This window comes from Geodermatophilus sp. SYSU D00684 (genome assembly GCF_054050455.1).
In genome coordinates this window covers 13,373-25,905 of sequence record NZ_JBJGZI010000025.1, presented here as the reverse complement: position 1 = coordinate 25,905, position 12,533 = coordinate 13,373, and the positions used below count along the sequence as shown (strand labels likewise).

The 12,533-nt window shown below is 78.5% G+C and carries 12 protein-coding genes; 8 read left to right on the top strand and 4 right to left on the bottom strand.

Features of this window, described 5'->3' with window-relative positions; translation table 11 throughout:
• Positions 1–23 precede the first annotated feature (23 nt).
• Together cobN and ACI79L_RS17810 are read left to right on the top strand one after the other, a co-directional pair.
• On the top strand, positions 24–3,647 hold the full coding sequence (gene cobN, locus ACI79L_RS17815; RefSeq protein ID WP_456938048.1) for a cobaltochelatase subunit CobN: 3,624 nt from the start codon (positions 24–26) through the stop codon (positions 3,645–3,647).
• A gap of 210 nt (positions 3,648–3,857) precedes the next feature.
• The gene (locus tag ACI79L_RS17810) at positions 3,858–3,995 is read left to right on the top strand and encodes a hypothetical protein (protein ID WP_456938047.1); all 138 of its coding nucleotides are present in this window, start codon (positions 3,858–3,860) and stop codon (positions 3,993–3,995) included.
• A 43-nt stretch (positions 3,996–4,038) separates the two neighbouring features.
• Here the strand turns inward: ACI79L_RS17810 and ACI79L_RS17805 are convergent, their stop codons facing one another.
• Genes ACI79L_RS17805 through ACI79L_RS17795 form a run of 3 tightly spaced genes read right to left on the bottom strand, consistent with a single transcriptional unit; the run spans position 4,039 to position 5,893 of the window.
• Positions 4,039–4,815, bottom strand: coding sequence for an adenosylcobinamide-GDP ribazoletransferase (locus ACI79L_RS17805; RefSeq protein WP_456938046.1), 777 nt, complete (start codon positions 4,813–4,815; stop codon positions 4,039–4,041).
• Complete coding sequence (cobU, locus tag ACI79L_RS17800) at positions 4,812–5,333, bottom strand: bifunctional adenosylcobinamide kinase/adenosylcobinamide-phosphate guanylyltransferase (protein WP_456938045.1); 522 nt, start codon at positions 5,331–5,333, stop codon at positions 4,812–4,814. The genes ACI79L_RS17805 and cobU overlap by 4 nt, the downstream gene beginning before the upstream one ends.
• A complete protein-coding gene (locus tag ACI79L_RS17795) occupies positions 5,333–5,893 on the bottom strand; it encodes a histidine phosphatase family protein (RefSeq protein WP_456938044.1) in 561 nt (186 codons plus the stop codon). The genes cobU and ACI79L_RS17795 overlap by 1 nt, the downstream gene beginning before the upstream one ends.
• Before the next feature lie 64 nt (positions 5,894–5,957).
• Between ACI79L_RS17795 and ACI79L_RS17790 the strand changes: the two genes are divergently transcribed.
• The gene (locus ACI79L_RS17790) at positions 5,958–6,746 is read left to right on the top strand and encodes an oxidoreductase (protein WP_456938043.1); all 789 of its coding nucleotides are present in this window, start codon (positions 5,958–5,960) and stop codon (positions 6,744–6,746) included.
• 45 nt (positions 6,747–6,791) lie between these two features.
• Positions 6,792–7,781, top strand: a complete 990-nt coding sequence (locus ACI79L_RS17785) for an aldo/keto reductase (RefSeq protein ID WP_456938042.1) — start codon at positions 6,792–6,794, stop codon at positions 7,779–7,781.
• A gap of 11 nt (positions 7,782–7,792) precedes the next feature.
• Here the strand turns inward: ACI79L_RS17785 and ACI79L_RS17780 are convergent, their stop codons facing one another.
• Positions 7,793–8,650 carry an HAD family hydrolase gene (locus tag ACI79L_RS17780; RefSeq protein WP_456938041.1) on the bottom strand — a complete coding sequence of 286 codons (858 nt, stop codon included), beginning with the start codon at positions 8,648–8,650 and terminating at the stop codon, positions 7,793–7,795.
• Positions 8,651–8,777: 127 nt separating this feature from the next.
• Here ACI79L_RS17780 and ssd point away from each other — a divergent pair, with 127 nt between their 5' ends.
• Genes ssd through ACI79L_RS17760 form a run of 4 tightly spaced genes read left to right on the top strand, consistent with a single transcriptional unit; the run spans position 8,778 to position 12,515 of the window.
• Positions 8,778–9,860 (top strand): septum site-determining protein Ssd, encoded by a 1,083-nt coding sequence (ssd, locus tag ACI79L_RS17775; protein ID WP_456938040.1) that lies wholly within the window; start codon positions 8,778–8,780, stop codon positions 9,858–9,860.
• Positions 9,857–10,996: a TadA family conjugal transfer-associated ATPase gene (locus ACI79L_RS17770; RefSeq protein WP_456938039.1), complete on the top strand. Its 1,140-nt coding sequence runs from the start codon at positions 9,857–9,859 to the stop codon at positions 10,994–10,996. The genes ssd and ACI79L_RS17770 overlap by 4 nt, the downstream gene beginning before the upstream one ends.
• Positions 10,993–11,787: a type II secretion system F family protein gene (locus ACI79L_RS17765; protein ID WP_456938038.1), complete on the top strand. Its 795-nt coding sequence runs from the start codon at positions 10,993–10,995 to the stop codon at positions 11,785–11,787. The genes ACI79L_RS17770 and ACI79L_RS17765 overlap by 4 nt, the downstream gene beginning before the upstream one ends.
• Complete coding sequence (locus ACI79L_RS17760) at positions 11,784–12,515, top strand: type II secretion system F family protein (protein ID WP_456938037.1); 732 nt, start codon at positions 11,784–11,786, stop codon at positions 12,513–12,515. The genes ACI79L_RS17765 and ACI79L_RS17760 overlap by 4 nt, the downstream gene beginning before the upstream one ends.
• The last annotated feature ends 18 nt before the right edge of the window (positions 12,516–12,533 follow it).

Genomic DNA, 12,533 nt, shown 5'->3' with positions numbered 1-12,533 from the left:
CGGACCCCGAGTGAGGACGCTGCGTGTTCGCCCTGCTCTCCACCAGTGACACCGACCTGCTCTCCGCCCGCGCCAGCGGCGCCGACTGGCGGTTGGGCAACCCGGTCCGCCTCGGCACCGAGGGCATCGCATCGCTGACCGAGGGCGCGCGGCTCGTCGTCGTCCGGATCCTCGGCGTGCGGCGGCAGTACGAGGAGATGCTCGCGCCGCTGCTGGCCGGGCCGGCGCCGGTCGTGGTCCTCGGCGGGGAGCAGGTGCCCGACGCCGAGCTGATGGAGCTGTCCACCGTCCCGATGGGCGTGGCCACCGAGGCGCACGGCTACCTGGCGCAGGGCGGGCCGGACAACCTCGTGCAGCTGCACCGCTTCCTGTCCGACACCGTGCTGCTCACCGGTGAGGGCTTCGAGCCGCCGTCGGTGGCGCCGGACTGGGGGGTGGTGGAGCGCGCGGGCCGGGGGAGCGGCCCGCGGATCGCCGTCCTCTACTACCGGGCGCACCACCTGGCCGGGAACACCGCGTTCGTGGAGGCGCTCTGCTCCGCGGTCGAGGACGCCGGCGGGCAGGCGCTGCCGGTGTTCGTGAGCTCGCTGCGCAGCGTCCCCGACGACCTGCTCGACGTGCTGCGCACCGCCGACGCGCTCGTCGTCACGGTGCTCGCCGCCGGCGGCTCCCGGCCGGCCATGGCGTCCGCCGGCGGGGACGACGGCGCCTGGGACGTCGGGCAGCTCGCCGCGCTCGACGTGCCGGTGGTCCAGGGCCTGTGCCTGACCCGCTCGCGCGAGGAGTGGCTGGCCGACGACGACGGCCTCTCCCCGCTCGACGTCGGCAACCAGGTGGCCATCCCCGAGTTCGACGGCCGGCTGATCAGCGTGCCGTTCTCCTTCAAGGAGACCGACGAGGACGGCCTGACCTCCTACGTGGCCGATCCCGAGCGGGCGGCGCGGGTGGCGGGCACGGCGGTGGCGCACGCCCGGCTGCGGCACACCCCACCCGCCGAGCGCCGGATCGTGCTGATGCTGTCGGCCTACCCGACCAAGCACGCGCGGATCGGCAACGCGGTCGGCCTGGACACCCCGGCGTCGGTGGTGCGGCTGCTGGCCGCGATGCAGGGGCAGGGCTACGACATCGGCCCGTTCGACGGGCCCGACGCGCTGCCCGGCGTCGCCGACCTCGACGGCGACGCGCTGTTCCACGCGCTGATCGCCGCGGGCGGACAGGACGCCGACTGGCTGACCGAGGAGCAGCTGTCGGGCAACCCGGTGCGCATCCCGGCCGCGGAGTACCGGCGCTTCTTCGACACGCTGCCGCAGGACCTCCGCGACGCGATGGTGGAGCACTGGGGCGAGGCGCCGGGCTCGCTGTTCGTGGACGGCTCCGGGGACGACCAGGCCATCGTCTTCGCGGCCCTCCGCGCAGGCAACGTCGTCGTGATGGTGCAGCCGCCGCGCGGCTTCGGCGAGAACCCGATCGCGATCTACCACGACCCCGACCTGCCGCCCTCGCACCACTACCTGGCCGCCTACCGGTGGCTGCGGTCGGTGTTCGGGGCGCACGCGCTGGTGCACGTCGGCAAGCACGGCAACATGGAGTGGCTGCCGGGCAAGACCGTCGGGCTGTCGGCGTCGTGCGGGCCCGACGCCGCGATCGGCGACCTGCCGCTGGTCTACCCGTTCCTGGTCAACGACCCGGGCGAGGGGTCGCAGGCCAAGCGCCGGGCGCACGCCACGCTGGTCGACCACATGGTGCCGCCGATGGCGCGCGCGGACTCCTACGGCGACATCGCCCGGCTGGAGCAGCTGCTCGACGAGCACGCCAACGTCGCCGCGATGGACCCGGCGAAGCTGCCCGCCGTCCGGGCGCAGATCTGGACGCTGCTGCAGGCCGCCAGGCTCGACCACGACCTCGGTCTTGCCGAGCGGCCGGAGGACGACCACTTCGACGAGATGATCCTGCACGTCGACGGCTGGCTCTGCGAGATCAAGGACTCGCAGATCCGCGACGGCCTGCACGTGCTCGGCGTCCCGCCGTCGGGGCAGGACCGGGTGGACCTGGTGCTCGCGATGCTGCGGGCGCGGCAGATCTGGGGCGGCGCGGTGGCGCTGCCCGGGCTGCGCGAGGCGCTGGGCCTGACCGAGGACGGCACGGCCGGGCGCGCGGCGACCGACGAGGTGGAGGCCCTCGCGGCCGCGCTGGTGTCGGGCATGGAGGAGGCCGGCTGGACGATCGGCGCCGTCGGCCCGGTCGTGCGGGAGGTGCTCGGGCGCGAGGACGAGGGCGTGGCCGCCGTGCTGCGGTTCGCCGTCGACGAGGTGGTGCCGCGGCTGGAGCGGACGACCGACGAGCTCGACGCCACGCTGCACGCCCTCGACGGCGGCTACGTGCCGGCCGGGCCGTCGGGCTCGCCGCTGCGCGGGCTGGTCAACGTGCTGCCGACCGGTCGGAACTTCTACTCGGTCGACCCGCGGGCGGTGCCGTCGCGGCTGGCGTGGGAGACCGGCCAGGCGATGGCCGACTCGCTGCTGGAGCGGTACCGGGCCGACACGGGGGAGTGGCCGCGCTCGGTCGGGCTGTCGGTGTGGGGGACCTCGGCGATGCGGACCTCCGGCGACGACGTCGCCGAGGTGCTCGCGCTGCTCGGCGTCCGCCCGGTGTGGGACGACGCCTCGCGCCGGGTGACGTCGCTGGAGGCGGTGCCGCTGGAGGAGCTGGGTCGGCCGCGGATCGACGTCACCGTGCGCATCTCCGGCTTCTTCCGGGACGCCTTCCCGCACGTGGTGACCATGCTCGACGACGCGGTGACGCTGGTGGCGGGGCTCGACGAGCCGGCGTCGGAGAACTTCGTGCGCGCCCACGTCGACGCCGACGTCGCGGAGCACGGGGACCGGCGGCGGGCCACCACGCGGGTGTTCGGCTCCAAGCCCGGTGCCTACGGGGCGGGGCTGCTGTCGCTCATCGACTCCCGCGACTGGCGCGGCGACGCCGACCTCGCCGAGGTGTACGCGGTGTGGGGCGGCTACGCCTACGGCCGTGACCTCGACGGCGTGCAGGCGCGGCCGGACATGGAGGCGGCGTACCGGCGGATCGCGGTGGCGGCGAAGAACGTCGACACCCGTGAGCACGACATCGCCGACTCGGACGACTACTTCCAGTACCACGGCGGGATGGTCGCGACGGTCCGCGCGCTGACCGGCTCGGCGCCGGCGGCCTACATCGGCGACTCGACCCGGCCCGAGCAGGTGCGCACCCGTTCGCTGACCGAGGAGACCTCGCGGGTGTTCCGCGCCCGGGTGGTCAACCCGAAGTGGCTGTCGGCGATGCGCCGGCACGGCTACAAGGGCGCGTTCGAGCTGGCCGCGACCGTCGACTACCTGTTCGGCTACGACGCCACGACCGGCGTGGTCGCCGACTGGATGTACGAGAAGCTCACCGAGACCTACGTGCTCGACCCGGAGAACCGGGAGTTCATGGAGCGGTCCAACCCGTGGGCGCTGCACGGCATCGCCGAGCGGCTGCTGGAGGCGGTGGACCGGGGCATGTGGGCCGAGCCGGACCCGGCGCTGCTGGCCGGGCTGCGGCAGGCCTACCTCGACACCGAGGGCGACCTCGAGGGCGGCGAGACGCCGGCGCAGTCGGGGGCGCCGGCCTGAGCAGGGGTGATCACGAGCCGTGACGACGCGCGGTACCGATCCGGAAACGGTTCGGGTCCCCGTGTGGCCGGGTAGTCGATCACCATGGGCATCCTCAACCGACTCCTGGGCACTGCTGAGACCACGGCTCGTCGCGGAGCCGCCGGGGGCCGCGCCGCCGCCGGCCGCGCCTCCGGGCGCGGGATGGGCCGGGGCACCGCCGGACGCGGCATGCCATCCGGCCGGGGCATGGGCCGCTCCAAGATGGCGACCCCGGCCCCGACCCGGCGCTTCGGCCGCGGCACGCCGACGACCGCCGCCTCCGGTGGGCTGAGCCGCCTGCTCGGCTCGCTGACCGGCCGCCGCTGACGAGCCGCCCCGACCGGCCGCCGCTGACCGGCGGGCGGACCTCCTAGGCCAGCGAGGCGGCGGCGACCAGCAGCACGACGGTCGCCGCCGCCTCGCCCATCGCTCCCATCACGTCCCCGGTGACGCCGCCGAGGCGGGCCGTCGCGCGGACGCGGACGAGCTCGGCCGCGAGCAGGCCGGCTCCCGCGGCCCCCGCCAGCGCCGCCCCGGTCCCGGGACCGCCGGCCGCCCACCCCGCCGCGGCCGCACCGCCGACCACGAGCAACCCCCACCCCGCGAGCCAGGGCACCGACACGGTGCCGGCCACCGCCCGCCCCAGCGACGAGCCCGCGGCCGTCGGCGTGCCGGGCAGCCCGGTGCGGGCCATCGCCAGCCGCGCCACGACGACCGCCGTCCACAGTGCGAGCCAGCCGCCACCGGCCGCCAGCAGCGCCGCGCCCGCCGCCGCCTGCAGCAGCAGCGCGAGGACCAGCGTCACGACGCCGAACGGGCCGACGTCGCCCTGGTGCATGACCTGCAGCGCCCGCTCCCGGCCGCGCAGCGGACCCAGGCCGTCGGCGGTGTCGGCCAGGCCGTCCAGGTGCAGCGCCCGGGTCAGCCAGGCGAGCACGGCCAGCGCCGCCACGGCCCCCGTCAGCGGGGACACCAGGTGCGCGCCGAGCACGCCGACCCCGGCCGCGGCGCCGCCGAGCGCCAGCCCGACCAGGGGCGCCCAGGGCAGCACCCCGCGGGTGGACGTCGTCCCGGCGGCGGGCACGCGGACCACGGTGAGCAGCGCGACCGACTCCAGCGGGCCGGCCCATCTCGGCCGGCGCGTCACCGCAGCCGCTGCGGCAGCCCGGCGACGACGAACCACACCTCGTCGGCGGTGCCGGCCAGCCGCTGGTTGACCTCGCCGAGGGTGTCGCGGAACAGCCGGCCCGCGCGGGTCTCCGGCACCACGCCCAGGCCCACCTCGTCGCTGACCGCGACCACGTGCGCCGGGGTCATCGCCCAGGCGTTGACCAGCGCGTCGACCCGGCCGGCCAGCCGGTCGAGGGCGCCCGGCTCGTCGGTCCAGACGCCGGTCTCGTCCATGAGCGCCGCGACCCACGTGGTCACGCTGTCGACCAGGACCGTCCCGCCGCGCAGCAGGTCGCTGGGCGCCGTCGTCTCCAGCGTCGTCCAGCCGGCCGGCCGGCGGGCCTGGTGCGCGGCGACCCGCCGGGTCCACTCGGCGTCGTCCGGCGCCGGTGCCGAGGTGGCCAGGTAGACGACGCCGGGCCGGTCGGCCACCAGCGACTCCGCGTGCGCCGACTTCCCCGACCGTGACCCGCCCAGCACCAGCACCCGGGCCATCAGGCGACCGCCGCCGTGAGCTCCAGCCGGGTGACCGTGCCGTTGTGCGGCGTCACCGCCGGCATCTCCGCGGGGCCCAGCCCGGCGGCCACCGCCTGTGCGGCGCGGATGGTGTCGCCGTGGGTGACCAGCGCGACGACGTCGGCCGGTGGGTCCGTCCGCAGCCGGTCGAGGAGGGCCGCGACCCGGGCGTGCAGGTCGGCCAGGCTCTCGCCGCCCTCGGCCGCCCAGTGCGGGTCGGTCCAGTCGACGACGTCCCACAGCTCCCGTGACGGCCGCCCCTCGAGCACGCCGTAGCCCTGTTCGCGCAGCGCCGGCGTGGTGGTGAACGCCAGCCCGGTCGCGGCGGCGCAGTGCTCGGCGGTCTGCACCGCCCGCAGCAGGTCGCTGGACAGCATCGCGCACGGCCCGAGTGCCGCGAGCTCGCGGGCCGCCGTCCGCGCCTGGTCGTGCCCCTGGTCGGTGAGCGGGACGTGCGCCGTCTGGCCCTGCATCAGCCCGGCGGCGTTCCAGGTGCTCTGCCCGTGCCGGACGAGGAGGAGGGTGAGCGGGCGGGCCATGGTGGTCGCCGAGCGTAGGGCAGGCGGGCGCGGGCCCCGGGGCCGGTGCTCGTACCGTCGGGACGTGACCATCCCCGTCCGTCCCGGCGCCGGCCGTCCCGCCGCCGCGCCGACCGGCCCCGACCCGCTGGCCCCGCTGCTCGACCTCCCCGGGGTCCGGGAGGCCGCCGACGCCGCCCGCGCCGGCATCGACCGGCTGCTGGCCCACCGGCTGATGCGCAACCGGTCGGCCGAGGTCAGCACCGAGTCGGCGCTGCGCGGGGCCCGTGCGTCGGCGGCCCTGGACGGCGTCGACGTCCCGCTGGCCGACCTGCGCGCGGGCTCGGTCGACGACCCGGTCGTGCAGGGCTCGCTGCGGGTGTCGGTGGGGCTGGGCTCCCTGGTCGACACGTGGGCGAAGGCGCCCGGGCAGGTGCTCGCCCGGCTGCACGCGCTGGCCGCCGCCGACCTCACCGACCGGGCCGGCCTCGGCCGCCCCGGCCCGCACGCCGGGCCGCGATTGTCCGGCCTGTTCCAGGTGGTGACCGGCACCTCGACCGTGCCCGCGGTGCTGGTGGCGGGGCTGGTGCACGGCGAGCTCGCGGCCCTGGCGCCGTTCGGCACCGCCGACGGCGTCGTCGCCCGGGCGGCGGCCCGGCTCACCACCATCGGCCGCGGCCTGGACCCCAAGGCCGTGTCGGTGCCCGAGGTCGGCTTCGTCGAGCTGGGCGCCGACGCCTACCGCGAGCGGCTGGCCGGCTACGCCGCGGGCGGTCCCGACGGTGTCGCCGCCTGGCTGGTGCACTGCTGCCGCGCCACCGAGCTCGGCGCCCGCGAGGGGCTGGCCATCGCCGAGGCGATCCTGCGCGGCTGACCGGCCCGCCCTGCGCCCGGTCCGGCCGCGGCGCACAGTGGGCAGATGCGCTACCTCGACGTCGACGGGCTCGGCCCGGTCAGCCGGATCGGGCTGGGCACCTGGCAGTTCGGGTCCCGCGAGTGGGGCTACGGCGAGGGCTACGCCGAGGGCGCGGCGCGCGACATCGTCCGCCGGGCGCGGGAGCTCGGCGTCACGCTGTTCGACACCGCGGAGGTCTACGGCTTCGGCCGCAGCGAGCGCATCCTCGGCGAGGCGCTGGGGGAGGAGCGCGGCGAGGTCGTCGTCGCCTCGAAGGTGTTCCCCGTGGCGCCGTTCCCGCCCGTGGTCCGGTCCCGGTTCGAGGGCAGCGCCCGGCGGCTCGGCCTGACGCGGATCCCGCTGTACCAGGTGCACCAGCCCAACCCGGTCGTCCCCGACAGCGTGGTCATGCCGGGCCTGCGGCAGCTGCTCGACGAGGACCGCATCGGCGCCGCCGGCGTCTCCAACTACTCCCTGGCCCGCTGGCGGGCGGCCGACGCGGCGCTGGGCCGGCCGGTCCTCACCAACCAGGTGCAGTTCTCCCTCGCCCGGCCCGGGGCGCTCGAGGACCTCGTGCCCTTCGCCGAGCGCGAGGGGCGGGTCGTCATCGCCTACAGCCCGCTGGCGCAGGGCCTGCTCGGCGGCCGGTACGGCGTGGAGAACCGGCCCGGCGGGGTGCGCGCGGCCAACCCGCTGTTCGGCACGGAGAACCTGCGGCGCGCGGAGCCGCTGCTCGCCCTCCTGCGCGAGGTCGCCGACGCGCACGGGGTCCGGCCCGGGACGATCGCGCTGGCCTGGCTGGTCTCGCTGCCGCAGGTGGTGGTCATCCCCGGCGCCTCGACCGTGGAGCAGGTGGAGGCCAACGCCGCGGCCGGCGACGTCGACCTGCGGCCCGACGAGCAGGCGGCGCTCACCGCGGCGGCGCGGGCGTTCGCGCCGGTGTCGGCGGTGCGCACGCTGGTGGACGGCGTCCGGGAGCGGGTGGACGGGCTCCGCGGGCGGCTGGGCGTCTGAGCGGACGGGCCTCAGGCGCCCCGGCGCCGCCGGCGCCCGGCGGCCGGGACCGCCGCCGTCGCGGCGGCCGCGACGGCGGGCACCGCGCGCAGCGCCCGCCGCCGCGCGTACCAGGCCAGCCCGGCGACCGCGGCGCCCACGCCCATCGCGGCGCCGGTGACCACCGGGGCCGGCGGCACCGCGAACCGCGAGCGCATCGACACCGGCCGGGTGAACTCCAGCACCGGCCAGCCCCGCTCGGCGGCCACCTTGCGCAGCGCCCGGTCGGGGTTGACCGCCGTCGGGTGCCCGACCGCGGTGAGCATCGGCAGGTCGGTGACCGAGTCGCTGTAGGCGTGGCAGTCGGCCAGGTCGTAGCCGTTCTCGGCGGCCAGCTGCCGCATCGCCTCGGCCTTGTTCTCCCCGTAGGCGTAGAACTCGATCTCGCCGGTGTAGCGGCCGTCGACGGTCACCATCCGGGTGGCCACCACCCGGTCGGCGCCCAGCATCTCGCCGATCGGCTCGACCATCTCCGCGCCGCTGCTGGAGACGATGACGATCTCCCGCCCCGCCGCCCGGTGGGACTCGATGAGGTCGGCCGCCTCGGCGTAGACCAGCGGGTCCACGACCTCGTGCAGCGTCTCGCGGACGATCTCGTGCACCGTCGCGACGTCCCAGCCGGTCGCCATGTCGGTGATCTGCGCCCGCATCCGCTCCATCTGCTGGGCGTCGGCGCCGGAGAGGGAGAAGACGAACTGCGCGTAGGCGCCCTTGAGCACCGCCCGGCGGTTGATCAGCCCGCCCGCGAAGAAGGGGCGGCCGAAGGCCAGGGTGCTGGACTTGGCGATGACCGTCTTGTCCAGGTCGAAGAACGCCGCGGCGTGCGTCACGGTTCACGACTGTAAGCGGACGCCCTGGGTGTGACGGGTCTCGCAACTCCGTCCACACCCTTTGGGGTCGTCCACAGTTGCCCGGTCCGGCACGCGCGCACCGGCAGTCCGCGATGGGCTCCGGGGCGTGCCCGCGCCTCCGGTCCCCCCGCCGTCCCGCCCGCTGGTCGTCTGCGCCGACGAGGACCTCCTCGACGAGGTCCTGCGGGTCCTCGCCGCCGCCGGCACCGAGCCCGAGGTGGCCACCGGCGGGACGGCGCTGCGCCGCGCCCACCGCGACGCCGCGCTGGTGCTGCTCGGCGCCGACGTCCTCGACAGCCCGGCGGTGCGTGCCCTGCCCCGCCGCCCGGGCGTGGTCGTCGTCGCGCCCGACGCCCTGCCGGCGCCGGCCTGGGCGGCCGCGGTGGAGCGCGGCGCCGAGCGCGTCGCCGTGCTGCCCGCCGACGAGGCGTGGCTCGCCGCCCGGGCGGGGGAGGCGGGGCGGTCGCCGGTGGCGCGCGGCTGGCTGGCCGTCGTCGGCGGCAGCTGCGGAGGGGCGGGCGCCAGCACGCTGGCCACCGCGCTCGCCGTGGCCGCCGCCGACCGGGGCGAGGGCGTCCTGCTGGTCGACGCCGACCCGTGGGGCGGCGGGCTGGACCTGCTGCTCGGCGCCGAGGACGCCGAGGGGCTGCGCTGGCCGGAGCTGACCGGGGTGCGCGGCCGGGTGGCCGGCGACGCACTGCTCGCCGCGCTGCCCGCAGCCGCGGGGGTGCACGTCCTCGCCGCGGCCCGCGACGACCCGGTGCCGGTGCCGGCCGAGGCGCTCACCGCCGTCGTCGACGCCACGCGGGACCGCGGTCTGCCGGTGGTGGTGGACCTGCCGCGCGCGGCGGCGCCCGACCCCGCGGCGGAGGCGGTGCTGGCCGAGGCCGACCTGGCGCTGCTGGTCGTGCCCGCGCGGCTGCGCGCCGCCTCGGCCGCCCGCACGTTGGTTGACGGGGCACCGTGGTCGGCGGCCCGGCTGGTGGTGCGCCCCGTCCCGGGCGGCCTGTCCGCCGCCGAGGTGGCCGCCGTGGCCGGGCGGCCGGTGCTCGCCGAACTGGGGCACGACCGCGGCGCGCTGCCCCGGGGCGAGCGCGGCGAGCCGCCGTCGGTGGCGCCGCGCAGCCCGCTGGGCGCGCTCGTCCGCCGGCTGCTCGGCGAGCTGTCCCGGCCGGAGCGGGCGGCGTGAGCGGCCTGCCGCTGGTCGAGCGCGTCCGCGCCCGGCTGGCGCTGGAGCCGGGCCCGCCGAGCCGGGCCGCGGTGGCGGCGCTCGTGCGGGAGGAGGCCGGCCTGCTCGGCGAGACCGACGTCCTCGCCGCGGTGCGCGACGCGGTCGCCGAGCTGGCCGGCGCCGGGCCGCTGGAGCCGCTGCTGCGGGCGCCCGGCGTCACCGACGTGCTGGTCAACGGCCCCGCCGAGGTGTGGGTCGACCGGGGGAGCGGCCTGGAGCCCGCGGACGTGCGGTTCCCCGACGAGGACGCCGTCCGCCGGCTCGCGGTCCGGCTGGCCGCCAGCGCCGGGCGCCGCCTGGACGACGCCGCGCCGTGGGTCGACGCGGGCCTGCCCGACGGCACCCGGCTGCACGCGGTGCTGCCGCCGGTCTCGGCCGCGGGCACCTGCCTGTCGCTGCGGGTGCTGCGGCGCTGCTCCCTCGGCCTCGCCGACCTCGCCGCGCGGGGGACGCTGCCCGGGCGGTCGGAGTCGCTGCTGCGGGCGGTGGTGCGGTGGCGGCTGGCCTTCCTCGTCACCGGAGGCACCGGGTCGGGCAAGACCACGCTGCTCTCGGCGCTGCTCGGCGAGGTGCCGCCGGACGAGCGCGTCGTGCTCTGCGAGGACGCCCCGGAGCTGACCCCGGCGCACCCGCACGTCGTCCGGCTGCTCACCCGCCCGCCGAACGTGGAGGGCGCCGGGCAGGTGACCCTGCGCGACCTGGTGCGCCAGGCGCTGCGCATGCGGCCGGACCGGCTGGTGGTCGGCGAGGTCCGCGGCGCGGAGGTCACCGACCTGCTCGCCGCGCTCAACACCGGGCACGAGGGCGGCTGCGGCACCCTGCACGCCAACCGGCCGGGGGAGGTGCCCGCCCGGCTCGAGGCGCTGGGCGTGGCGGCCGGCCTGGACCGGCGGGCGGTGCACAGCCAGGCCGCGGCCGCGCTCGCGGTGGTGGTGCACCTGCGGCGCACCCCCGCGGGCCGCCGGGTCGCCGAGGTCGGGGTGGTGCGACGCGACGGCGACCTCGTGGCCGTCGACGCCGGCTGGCGGGCCGACGGCGGCCCGTGCCCGGGCGCGGACCGGCTGGCCGCCCTCCTCGACGGCGGGACGCCGTGACCGCGGCGCTGGCCGCGGGCGCCCTGGCGCTGCTGCTGTGGCCCGGCGAGGCGGCCCGACGGCGGGCGCGGCTGCGCCGGCTGACCGGGGCGGGCCGCCCGGCGCGGGGACCGCTGGTCGCGGCGCCGCGGTCCTGGCCGGTCCTCGCCGCGGCCGCGGGCGCCACCGCCGGGGCGCTGGCCGGCCCGCCGATGCTGGCCGTCCTGGCCGGTGCGGCCGCCGCCGGCGCCGCCCGGGCGGCGGTCCGACAGCGCGCGCTGCGCCGGGACGAGCGGGACCTCGACGTCCTCGCCGACGCCCTGGCCGCCCTGGCCGCGGAGCTGCGCAGCGGCCGGCCGCTCGACGCGGCGACCGCGGCAGCGGTGGCGGTGGTCCCCGACGCGGACGGCGCCCGGGGGCTCGCCCGCGCCCTCCGGGCGCCGGGGACGGTGCCGGCGGAGGAGGCGTCGGAGCTCGGCTCGGCGCACGGGCGGCTCGCGGCGGCGGTCGAGCTCAGCGCCCGGACGGGGTGCTCGCTGGCCGCCGTAGCCGGGGCCGTCGAGGACGACCTGCGGGCCCGCCGGCGCCAGCGGGAGGAGCTGCGCTCGGTGACCGCCGGGCCGCGGGCCAGCGCCGCGCTGCTGGCCGGGCTGCCGCTGCTGGCGCTCGCCATGGGCAGCGGCATCGGCGCGGACCCGTGGGCGGTGCTCACCACGACGGTGCCCGGCCAGGCGCTGCTGGTCGCGGGGGTGGCGCTGGAGGCGGCGGGGCTGGCCTGGTCGGCGCGGCTGGTCCGGCGGGCGCTGCGGTGAGCGCCGTGGGCGCCCAGGCGCTGGCGCTGCTGGCGGTCGCCGGCGCGCTGGCCGCGTGGCCGACGCCGGCGGCGCGCCGCACGGCCCGGCTGCGTGCCCTCGGCGCGCCCGCCACTCCGGAGCGGCCGCCGGAGACGTCTCCCGGTCCGCTCCGGCGGCCGGGGCTCCCGGTCCTGGCCGGTGTCGCCACGGCGCTGCTCGTCGGCGGTGGGGCCGGGGTGGCGCTGGGCGCGGTCGGGGCGGTCCTCGCCGACCGGTGGCTGCGGCGGGCGCCCGGCAGGGGCCCGGCGCCCGCACTGGTGACCGCCGACCTGCCGGTGGCCTGCGACCTGCTGGGGGTCTGCCTGGGCGCCGGGCTGCCGGTCGGCGCCGCGCTCGGCGCGGTCGCGGCCGCGGTGCCGGGGCCGCTGGGTCCCGCGCTGGCCGACGTCGCCGGCCGGCTGCGCCTCGGGGCCGCGCCCCGCACGGCGTGGCACGACGCGCCGCCGGAGCTGGCCGGGCTGGGCCGGGTCCTGGTCCGCGCGGGGGAGTCGGGCGCGGCGGCGGTGCCGGCCCTGCGCGTGCTGGCGGCGGAGGCGCGGACGGCGGCGCGCAGCCGGGCGGAGGCGGGCGTGCGCCGGGCCGGGGTGTGGGTGCTCGCGCCGCTCGGGCTGTGCTTCCTGCCGGCGTTCGTGTGCCTGGGCATCGCGCCGATGGTCATCGGCATCGCGGGCCAGGTGTTCGGGTGAGCCCCCGGGGGAGGGTCG

Bases quoted from the DNA above. Each gene is read 5' to 3' on its own strand.
- ACI79L_RS17785 (WP_456938042.1), top strand. From the start codon at position 6,792: ATGCGCTACCTCGACGTCGACGGGCTCGGCCCGGTCAGCCGGATCGGG.
- ACI79L_RS17810 (WP_456938047.1), top strand. From the start codon at position 3,858: ATGCCATCCGGCCGGGGCATGGGCCGCTCCAAGATGGCGACCCCGGCC.
- ACI79L_RS17795 (WP_456938044.1), bottom strand. From the start codon at position 5,893: ATGGCCCGCCCGCTCACCCTCCTCCTCGTCCGGCACGGGCAGAGCACC.
- cobU (WP_456938045.1), bottom strand. From the start codon at position 5,333: ATGGCCCGGGTGCTGGTGCTGGGCGGGTCACGGTCGGGGAAGTCGGCG.